Origin of the sequence: Mycobacterium sp. E3305, assembly GCF_001666785.1 — a bacterium.
Taxonomy (GTDB): Bacteria; Actinomycetota; Actinomycetes; order Mycobacteriales; family Mycobacteriaceae; genus Mycobacterium.
This window is the reverse complement of record NZ_LZJA01000185.1, coordinates 1-9,460: the sequence shown is the minus strand read 5'-3', so window position 1 is coordinate 9,460 and position 9,460 is coordinate 1. Positions and strand designations below refer to the sequence as shown.

Below are 9,460 nucleotides of genomic sequence, written 5' to 3'. Positions count from 1 at the left end.
GCCAAGCCACCGCCCAGCGGCCCGCCGCCCATCACTGCGCCCAAGAACGACCTGCCCTGGCACGACTGCACGTCGCGGGTATTCGGCGACGCCGCGGTCCCGCCCGCCGCCGGGGTCCAGCTGGACTGCGCGAACTACGACGCGGACCTGGACCCGAACGGCGGCGGGACCGGCACCGTGAGCGTCGGCGTGGTGCGCGCCCGCTCCAGCCAGACCCCCCGCGACGCGGGCCCGCTGGTCTTCACCACCGGCTCGGACCTGCCGTCGTCGGCACAGCTGCCGGTCTGGCTGTCGCGGGGCGGCGCCGACGTGCTGCAGACGCACCCGATCGTGGCCGTCGACCGGCGCGGCATGGGCATGTCGAACCCGATCGACTGCCGCGACTCGTCCGACCGCCAGATCATGCGCGACCAGGCGCAGTTCCAGACCGGCGACGATCCCGTCGCCAACCTCTCGGACGTCGCGAACACCGCCACCACCAACTGCACCGACGCCATCGCGCCGGGCGCCGGCGCCTACGACAACGCCCACGCCGCCTCGGACATCGAGCGGCTGCGCACGCTGTGGGACGTGCCCGCGGTCGCGCTGGTCGGGATCGGCAACGGCGCCCAGGTGGCGCTGGCCTACGCCGCGACGCGCCCCGACAAGGTCGCCCGGCTGATCCTCGACTCGCCAGTCGCGTTGGGCGTCAACGCCGAAGCCGCCGCCGAGCAACAGGTCAAGGGCCAGCAGGCCGCGCTCGACGCGTTCGCCGCCCAGTGCATCGCGGTGAACTGCGCGCTGGGCGCCGACCCCAAGGGCGCCGTCGGCGCCTTGCTGGCCGACGCCCGCGCCGGCAAGGGCCCCGGCGGAGCGTCCGTCGCCGAGGTGGCCAACGCCATCACCGTCGCGCTGGGCTTTCCCGCCGGCGGCCGCGTCAACGCCACCACCAACCTGGCCAACGCCCTGGCGGCCGCCCGCTCCGGCGACACCAACCAGCTGACCAACCTGATCAACCACGCCAACGCCACCGAGGACTCCGACGGCCAGTTCGTCAACACCTGCAGCGACGCCGTCAACCGCCCCACCCCGGACCGGGTGCGCGAACTGGTGGTGGCGTGGGCCAAGCTGTACCCGCAATTCGGCACCGTCGCGGCGCTCAACTTGGTCAAATGCGTGCACTGGCCCACCGGTTCGCCCCCGGCGCCGCCGAAATCGTTGAAGGTCGACGTCCTGCTGCTCGGCGTGCAGAACGACCCGATCGTCGGGACCGAAGGCGTCGCGGCGACGGCGGCGACCGTCATCAACGCCAACGCGGCCAGCAAGCGGGTGATGTGGCAGGGCATCGGCCACGGCGCCAGCATCTACTCGCCGTGCGCGGTTTCCCCGCTGATCGGCTACGTCAACAGCGGCAAGCTGCCCGGGACCGACACGTACTGTCCCGCCTGATACTTTGCGCTTCGTGACGGCAGCTGACTCGACCCGAACCGGCCTGCGCGATCGGACCCTCGCCGCCTTTCGTCCCGGTAGCGGCGCGCCGAGCACCGCGGCGATACTGCGGTCCGCGTTATGGCCGGTGGCCATCATGTCGGTGCTGCACCGAAGCATCATCCTGACGCTCAACGGCAACATCACCGACGACTTCAAGCCGGTGTACCGGGCGGTGCTGAACTTCCGGCGCGGCTGGGACATCTACAACGAGCACTTCGACTACGTCGACCCGCACTACCTGTATCCGCCCGGCGGCACCCTGCTGATGGCACCGTTCGGCTACCTGTCCTTCACGCCGTCGCGGTACCTGTTCATCCTGATCAACACCGTGGCCATCCTGATCGCCTGGTACCTGCTGCTGCGGTTGTTCAACTTCACGCTGTCCTCGGTGGCCGCGCCCGCCCTGCTGCTGGCCATGTTCTGCACGGAAAGCGTCACCAGCACGCTGGTGTTCACCAACATCAACGGCTGCGTGTTGCTGGCCGAGGTGCTGTTCTTGCGCTGGCTGCTGGACGGGAAGGTGCGGCACCAGTGGTGGGCCGGGCTCGTGATCGGGTTGACGCTCACGCTCAAACCGGTGCTGGGGCCGTTGCTTCTGCTGCCGCTGCTGAACCGCCAGTGGCGGACGCTGGTGCCCGCGTTCCTGGTCCCGATCGCCATCAACGCGGCCGCCTGGCCGCTGGTCAGCGATCCGGCCGACTTCGTCACGCGCACGCTGCCCTACATCGGCGGCGTCCGGGACTACTTCAACAGCTCGATCGAGGGCAACGGCGTGTACTTCGGCGTGCCCACCTGGCTGATCGTCTTCCTGCGGCTTCTGTTCACGGTGCTCGCGATCGGCGCGCTGTGGCTGCTCTATCGCTATTACCGCACCCGCGATCCGCTGTTCTGGTTCACCAACTCGTCGGGCGTGCTGCTGCTGTGGTCGTGGCTGGTGTTGCCGCTGGCCCAGGGTTACTACTCGATGATGCTGTTCCCGTTCTTGATGACGGTCGTGCTGCGGAACTCCCTGATCCGCAACTGGCCGGCGTGGCTGGGGATCTATGGATTTCTCACGCTCGACGACTGGTTGATCTACCGGTACATGAGGTACGGCCGCGCGCTGCACTACCTCAAGATCACCTACGGCTGGTCGCTGCTGCTGATCGTGGTGTTCACGGTGCTCCTGTTCCGTTACCTCGATGCGAAGGCCGAGGACCGGCTGGCCGACGGCATCGATCCGGCGTGGGTGCCGGTTGGGCGTGATGGCGCGCGGTGATCGCCGGGCGCGGCTCGACGCCGGGCGCGGCGGGTCACCGCAAATGGCGCTAGCGTGGAGGCATGAGCAGCCCGAAGCTCCAACTCTCCGACGACGAGTGGCGCCAGAAGCTGACGCCCGAAGAGTTCCACGTGCTGCGTCGCGCCGGCACCGAGCGGCCGTTCACCGGTGAGTACACCGACACCAAAACCGAAGGCATTTACCAGTGCCGGGCGTGCGGCGCCGAATTGTTCCGCAGCACAGAGAAATTCGAGTCGCACTGCGGCTGGCCGTCGTTCTTCGACCCGGCCGACTCCGACGCGGTGATCCTGCGGCCCGACCACTCGATGGGGACCACGCGCACCGAGGTGCTGTGCGCGAACTGCCACAGCCACCTAGGCCACGTGTTCACCGGCGAGGGCTACCCGACGCCGACCGATCAGCGCTACTGCATCAACTCCATCTCGCTGCGCCTGGTGCCCGCGGGGACGTAATCCCTTTCGGCCGCCGCCACGCGTCGGCCGCCGCGTCGCGTCGGCTGTCGGCTGCCGGGTGTCGGCTGCCGCGACACTTAAACCACGCAGACGACACGCCGCAAGGCTCCGCCATCGTTTAAGTCTCGCGGAGCCTGCGGGAGCGTCGTGACGTCTTTCCCGGTGTGGACGACGTGTTTGTCGGCAGCGAGGCATTGCGGCGGGGAGCCCTGAGCCGGCACCAGCTGCGAGCTCAGTTTCGCGCGATATATCCCGACGTCTATCTGCCGGCCCACGCCACGCCGTCGCTCCGGACGCGTTCCGTTGGGGCGTGGTTGTGGTCGGACCGCCGCGGCGTGCTCGCCGGACTTGCCGCGGCCGCCCTACATGGTTCGCGGTGGATCGACGACGACGAGCCGATCGAGCTGATTTGGCGAAATCCGCATCCACCGACGGGCGTGATCGCCCGCAACCAGCGAGTCGGACCCGACGAGGTCACCCGTGTCAACGGGCTGCGGGTGACCTCTCTCGCGAGGACGGCGTTCGATTTGGCCAGGCGGCCGCCCAGCGGCGAGGCGGTAGCGCGACTCGATGCGCTGATGCGCGCGACCCCGTTCTCGAGCGAGGAGGTCATGCTGCTCGCCAAGCGTCACGCAGGGGCCCGCGGACTGCGGACGCTGCGCACAGCGCTTCCGCTGGTCGACCCGGGCGCGGCATCCCCGAAGGAAACGTGGCTGCGGTTGCTGCTGATCGACGCCGGGCTTCCCGCTCCCACGACGCAGATACCGGTGCAGGTGAACTGGCGACTCGTCGCCGTCCTCGACATGGGTTGGGAGGAATACAAGGTGGCCGTCGAGTACGACGGCGACCACCATCGCACCAACCGCACCCAGTATGTGCGGGACCAGGATCGGCTCCGCAAGCTTGCCGAGCTTGGCTGGGTTGTGATCCGGGTGATCGCCGAGGACAAGCCCGACGACGTGGTACACCGCGTGCGGGCCGCCCTCGTCCGTCGTGGATGCCGCGACACTTAAACCACGCACACGACACGCTGTAAAGTCCCGCCACGGTTTAAGTCTCGCGGAAGGAGCGAGCCTGGCGCGAACGCGGGCCGCCTCGCTCGAGGCAGGCCGCCAAGTGGGACGAACTCAGTCCACCCGGGTGGCGTGCACTTCCCAGAACGGGGCGTGCGCGCGTGCGCCCTCGAGCCAGGGCTCGACCACGCGGAAGCGCTCGAGCAACTCCCGGGCCTGATCGGCCATGTCGGGATTGCGCGCGGCCATCAGCTCGATGGACTCGACGCTGATGTTGACCTGATAGGTGGTGGTGCCGAGATACGTGATCTCCCAGCCGCCCGCGGGAAGCACGTCGCGAAAATCGTTCTCGGACAACGACCGCAGCATCTTGAAGCCGTTGATGTTGTGTTGTCCGAACTCGAACATGTACAGCCGCGCGCCCGGTTTGGTCGCGCGGTGCAGCGCACGCACGTAGGACTGCCGAAGCTCGGACTCGGTGCTGAACGTGTGGTAGAAGGCGCAGTCGACGACCGTGTCGAACCGGCCGTCGAACCCGTCCAGCTTGGTGGCGTCGGCCAGCTCGAAATTGACCGACACCCCGGCCTTTTCGGCGTTCTGCCGCGCGCGCTCGATGGCTCCGGCCGCCCCGTCGATGCCGGTCGCCGCGTAGCCCTTCGAGGCGTAGTAGATCGCGTGATGGCCCGGCCCGGTGCCCGGGTCGAGCACCTCGCCCTTGATCGCACCGAGCGCGACCAGCTGCTGGACCACCGGCTGGGGTCCGCCGATGTCCCACGGCGTTGCGGTGGGCAGGCCGTGCGACGTCCGCTCATCGCGGTACATCTGCTCGAAGCGGGTGGGATCGTTGGGGTCGAAAGCGGTCGTCATGGCAGCGCGTTCACCAACTGCTCGACCGACACCCGCGGACCGGTGAAAAACGGTGTCTCCTCGCGGGTATGCCGCCGCGCGTCGGTCGCGCGCAGCTCGCGCATCAGGTCAACGATGCGGTGCAGTTCGGGCGCCTCGAAGGCCAGCAGCCATTCGTAGTCGCCGAGCGCGAACGCCGGCACCGTGTTGGCGCGCACGTCCTTGTACTCGCGGGCGGCCATGCCGTGTTCGGCGAGCATGCGGCGCCGTTCCTCGTCGGGCAGCAGATACCACTCGTAGGACCGGACGAACGGATACACGCAGATGTAGTTGCCGGGCTCCTCGCCCGCCAGGAACGCCGGGATGTGGCTCTTGTTGAACTCGGCGGGCCGGTGCAGCGCCACGCTGCTCCACACCGGTGTGCAAGCCCGTCCGAGGGTGGTGGTGCGCCGGAAGTCGGCGTAGGTGGCCTGCAGCGCTTCGATGTTTTCGGCGTGCGTCCAGATCATGAAGTCGGCGTCGGCCCGCAGGCCCGCCACGTCGTAGAGGCCGCGCACCACGACGCCGCGCTCCTCCTGCTGCTTGAAAAACCGCGACGCGTCATCGATCACGGCGTCGCGCTGTTCCCCGAGCTCGCCCGGCCGCACCGAGAAGACGGAGAACATCAGGTACCGGATCGTGGCGTTGAGGGTGTCGTAGTCGAGCTTGGCCATGGAACCTATCGTGCCACTTTCAGATCGAGGGCCTCGACCGCGCGCCCGGCCGCCCCGACGCACGCCGGCACCCCGATGCCGTCGAGGTAGCTGCCGGCCACGGCGAGCGTCGGCGGCAGACCTGCCCGAATCTCGGCGACCAGCTCCGCGTGGCCCGGCCCATACTGGGGCATGGCGTCGATCCAGCGCTGCACGCGAGCGTCGAGGGGGTCGACGGCCAGCCCGAAAACGTCGACCAGGTCGCTCACCGCCCAGCCCAGCAGCTCGTCGTCGGAAACGCTGGTGGCCACGTCGTCGCCGCAGCGGCCGAACGACAGCCGCAGCAGCTGGGCGTCCCCGCGGGCGCCCCATTTGCGCGACGAGAGCGTGATCGCCTTGCCCCGCAACCGCTCCCCCGTCGCGACCAGCACACCGGAGCAGTCCGGGAACGGCGTGCCGCCCGGCACGGCGAGCGCGACCACCACCGACGACGCGTTGGTGATCCGGCCTGCGGCGGCGGCGCTGCCCGGGGCGATCTCGGCGAGCAGGCGTGCCGCGCGGTGGGCCGGGACGGCCAGGATCACCGCGTCGGCGTACCAGCGCGCACCGGTGTCGTCCAGCAGCGACCAGCCGGCCTCGGCGCGGGCCAGCCGCTGCACCCCGGCCCGCACCCAGTGCGGCCGGGCGCGCGCGACGAGCGCGTCGAGCAGCACCTGGTAGCCGCCGTCGAGCGCACCGAATACCGGAGCGCCGGTCGCCGGCGGCAGCGACTGCCGCACCGCGTCCGTCAGGCTGGAGGCGCCGCGGTCCAGGGCCGCCGCGACGCCGGGGGCCGCCGCGCGCAGACCGATGGTGGCCGCCGACCCCGCATACACCCCGCTCAGCAGGGGATCCACCGACCGGGTCACGACCTGCTCGCCGAACCGCTCCCCGACCAGTTCGGCCGTCGCGGGGTCGCTGCCGGGCCGCCAAGCGAGAGGCCGGCCGGGTTCGTCCTCGATGCGCGCGACGGTCGCCGCGTCGACCAATCCCGCCACCGAGGCGGCCGACGACGGAATCCCGATGACCGTGCCGGTGGGCAGCGGATGCAGGTTGCGCTGGCTGTAGATCAATGGGCGCGCGCCGGTGGACACCAGTTGGCGGTCCGACAGGCCGAGCTCGGCCAGCAGCGCCGGCATCTCGGGCCTGCGCAGGATGAACGCCTCAGCGCCCACGTCCATGGTCTGCCCGCCGACACGCTCGGTGCGCAAGATGCCACCCAGCCGGTCGGCGGGATCGAACAGGGTGATGTCAGCGTCGTCGCCCACCGCGGCGCGCAGCCGGTAGGCCGCCGTCAGCCCCGAAATCCCGCCCCCGACAACGCAATACGACGGAGAAGTCATAGGGAGTGGACCAGCGACACCAGGTCGGTCAGCACACCGGGGTCGGTGTCCGGCAGCACGCCGTGGCCAAGGTTGAAGACGTGACCGGTCGCGCCCGCGTCGACGGCTTGGCGGCCGTCCTCGACGACGGCGCGAGCGGCGCGTTCCACGGCCGGCCACCCGGCCATCAGCACCACCGGATCGAGGTTGCCCTGCAGCGCCGTTCCGGGCGCGACCCGGCCGGCCGCGTCGGTCAGCGAGGTGCGCCAGTCCACGCCCACGACCGTCGCGCCGACCGTCGACATGGCGCCCAGCAGTTCGGCGGTGCCGACCCCGAAGTGCGTCATCGGCACGCCGTATTCGGCGAGGGCGCCGAAAACCCGGGCGCTGTGCGGTTGCACGTAGGTGCGGTAGTCGGCGAGTGACAAGGCGCCCGCCCACGAGTCGAACACCTGAATGGCGTCCACCCCGGCCTCCAGCTGCACCCGCAGGAAACCGACGGTGATGTCGGTCAGCTTCTCCATCAGCGCGTGCCAACTGTCCGGTTCGGCCAGCATCATCGCCTTGGTGCGGGCGTGGTGGCGGCTCGGTCCGCCCTCGATCAGGTAGGACGCCAGGGTGAACGGCGCCCCCGCGAAGCCGATCAGCGGGACCGCGCCGAGCGCGGCCACCAGCAGCGTGACCGCATCGGAGACCGGCTGAATCCGTTGGCGGTCAAGGGGTTTCATCGCATCGACGTCGGCGGCGGTGCGCACCGGAGACGCGATCACCGGCCCGACACCCGCGACGATGTCCAGGTCGACGCCCGCGCCGAGCAGCGGCACCACGATGTCGGAGAACAATATGGCCGCGTCGACGTCGTGGCGCCGCACCGGCTGCAGGGTGATCTCGCAGACCAGCTCGGCGTCGAAACAGGCCGACAGCATGTCGGTCTGGGCCCGCAGCGCCCGGTATTCGGGCAGCGAACGGCCGGCCTGTCGCATGAACCACACCGGGGGCCGGCCGGGTTTGCCGCCGGTGACGGCGGCCAGATACGGCGACTCGGGGAGGTCGCGACGGGTACTCATCGTCCTCAATGCTGCCACGGCGGCGGCCCCGTCCCCGCGCTGCGTACTATCAACGACCGTGCCAGTCAGCCAGCCTCCGGTGAATTACGGCGAGTTCCCCAGCCTGCGCTGCGAAGTGGGCGACAACGGCATCCTGACGCTGGTTCTCGACGCCCCCGGCCTCAACTCGGTCGGCCCGCAGATGCACCGCGACCTCGCCGACATCTGGCCGGCGATCGCCCGCGACCCCGACGTGCGCGTCGTGCTGGTCCGCGGCGAAGGCAAGGCCTTCTCGTCCGGCGGCAGCTTCGACCTGATCGCCGAAACCATCGGCGAGTACGAGGACCGGATCCGCATCATGCGGGAGGCCCGCGACCTCGTGCTCAACATGGTCAACTTCGACAAGCCGGTCGTCTCGGCGATCCGCGGACCGGCCGTCGGGGCGGGCCTGGTGGTGGCCCTGCTCGCCGACGTCTCGGTGGCCGGTCGCACGGCGAAGCTGATCGACGGGCACACCAAGCTGGGCGTGGCCGCCGGCGACCACGCCGCGATCTGCTGGCCGCTGCTGGTCGGCATGGCCAAGGCCAAGTACTACCTGCTGACCTGCGAAACCCTGCTCGGCGAAGAGGCCGAGCGGATCGGCCTGGTGTCCACCTGCGTCGACGACGACGACGTGCTCTCGACGGCGACGCGGATCGCCGAGGACCTGGCGCGGGGCGCGCAGAACGCCATCCGCTGGACCAAGCACAGCCTCAACTACTGGTACCGCATGTTCGCGCCCGCCTTCGAGACCTCGCTCGGCCTCGAGTTCCTCAGCTTCAGCGGCCCCGACGTGCAGGAGGGTCTGGCCGCGCATCGCGAGAAGCGGCCGGCCCGATTTACCGGCGGAAACGCCTCCTGAGCTGGCTCGATACGCCCGGATGAGGTCTGGTAACGGCTTGGTCGCGGTCGGCGCGCCTGGTTTCGCCTGTCGGCCGATGGGTCTACCGTCGGACCCTGTGACCCGTGCCGCGACGACGAAGAGCGACCGGGATGAACAGGAGCGGCGCCAAGTGACCTCAGCTGAACCGGAGCCATTCCGCGAGGCGGTAGCGGCGATGAACGGCGTCACCGTGCGGTCGGAAATCGAGCTGGGCCCGATCCGCCCGCCCCAACGCCTGGCGCCCTACAGCTACGCGCTGGGGGCCGAGGTCAAACATCCCGACCGCGAGATCATCCCGGAGCGGTCCGACGGCGACGCCTTCGGCCGACTCATCCTGCTGTACGACCCGGAAGGCGCCGACGCGTGGGACGGCACCATC

General features: G+C 69.8%; 10 protein-coding genes. 6 read left to right on the top strand and 4 right to left on the bottom strand.

From position 1 onward, the window contains the following. The 4 genes from A5701_RS17020 to A5701_RS17005 all read left to right on the top strand — a co-directional run. A partial coding sequence (locus tag A5701_RS17020) for an alpha/beta hydrolase (protein WP_156670130.1) occupies window positions 1-1,428 on the top strand: 1,428 nt, incomplete at its 5' end. A 13-nt stretch (window positions 1,429-1,441) separates the two neighbouring features. After that, a complete protein-coding gene (aftC, locus tag A5701_RS17015) occupies window positions 1,442-2,728 on the top strand; it encodes an arabinofuranan 3-O-arabinosyltransferase (protein ID WP_231972842.1) in 1,287 nt (428 codons plus the stop codon). Window positions 2,729-2,790: 62 nt separating this feature from the next. Further along, on the top strand, window positions 2,791-3,201 hold the full coding sequence (gene msrB / locus A5701_RS17010; protein WP_067756057.1) for a peptide-methionine (R)-S-oxide reductase MsrB: 411 nt from the start codon (window positions 2,791-2,793) through the stop codon (window positions 3,199-3,201). A gap of 164 nt (window positions 3,202-3,365) precedes the next feature. After that, window positions 3,366-4,214 (top strand): endonuclease domain-containing protein, encoded by an 849-nt coding sequence (locus A5701_RS17005; protein ID WP_067756054.1) that lies wholly within the window; start codon window positions 3,366-3,368, stop codon window positions 4,212-4,214. Between the two features lie 114 nt (window positions 4,215-4,328). On the opposite strand, the gene A5701_RS17000 is transcribed toward A5701_RS17005, so the two are convergent. The 4 genes from A5701_RS17000 to hemE are packed head-to-tail and all read right to left on the bottom strand — an operon-like array spanning window position 4,329 to window position 8,180. Further along, a complete protein-coding gene (locus tag A5701_RS17000; protein ID WP_067756051.1) occupies window positions 4,329-5,081 on the bottom strand; it encodes a class I SAM-dependent methyltransferase in 753 nt (250 codons plus the stop codon). Then, window positions 5,078-5,773, bottom strand: a complete 696-nt coding sequence (hemQ, locus tag A5701_RS16995) for a hydrogen peroxide-dependent heme synthase (RefSeq protein ID WP_067756046.1) — start codon at window positions 5,771-5,773, stop codon at window positions 5,078-5,080. The genes A5701_RS17000 and hemQ overlap by 4 nt, the downstream gene beginning before the upstream one ends. Before the next feature lie 5 nt (window positions 5,774-5,778). After that, complete coding sequence (locus A5701_RS16990; protein WP_067756044.1) at window positions 5,779-7,134, bottom strand: protoporphyrinogen oxidase; 1,356 nt, start codon at window positions 7,132-7,134, stop codon at window positions 5,779-5,781. Then, entirely contained in the window at window positions 7,131-8,180 is a 1,050-nt protein-coding gene (gene hemE / locus A5701_RS16985; protein WP_067756041.1) for a uroporphyrinogen decarboxylase, read from the bottom strand. The genes A5701_RS16990 and hemE overlap by 4 nt, the downstream gene beginning before the upstream one ends. A gap of 58 nt (window positions 8,181-8,238) precedes the next feature. Here hemE and A5701_RS16980 point away from each other — a divergent pair, with 58 nt between their 5' ends. Together A5701_RS16980 and A5701_RS16975 are read left to right on the top strand one after the other, a co-directional pair. Further along, on the top strand, window positions 8,239-9,060 hold the full coding sequence (locus tag A5701_RS16980; RefSeq protein WP_067756038.1) for an enoyl-CoA hydratase/isomerase family protein: 822 nt from the start codon (window positions 8,239-8,241) through the stop codon (window positions 9,058-9,060). Between the two features lie 76 nt (window positions 9,061-9,136). After that, a partial coding sequence (locus A5701_RS16975; RefSeq protein WP_156670129.1) for a DUF3000 family protein occupies window positions 9,137-9,460 on the top strand: 324 nt, incomplete at its 3' end.

Bases quoted from the DNA above. Each gene is read 5' to 3' on its own strand.
- A5701_RS16990 (WP_067756044.1), bottom strand. From the start codon at position 7,134: ATGACTTCTCCGTCGTATTGCGTTGTCGGGGGCGGGATTTCGGGGCTG.
- A5701_RS17000 (WP_067756051.1), bottom strand. From the start codon at position 5,081: ATGACGACCGCTTTCGACCCCAACGATCCCACCCGCTTCGAGCAGATG.
- msrB (WP_067756057.1), top strand. From the start codon at position 2,791: ATGAGCAGCCCGAAGCTCCAACTCTCCGACGACGAGTGGCGCCAGAAG.
- hemE (WP_067756041.1), bottom strand. From the start codon at position 8,180: ATGAGTACCCGTCGCGACCTCCCCGAGTCGCCGTATCTGGCCGCCGTC.
- hemQ (WP_067756046.1), bottom strand. From the start codon at position 5,773: ATGGCCAAGCTCGACTACGACACCCTCAACGCCACGATCCGGTACCTG.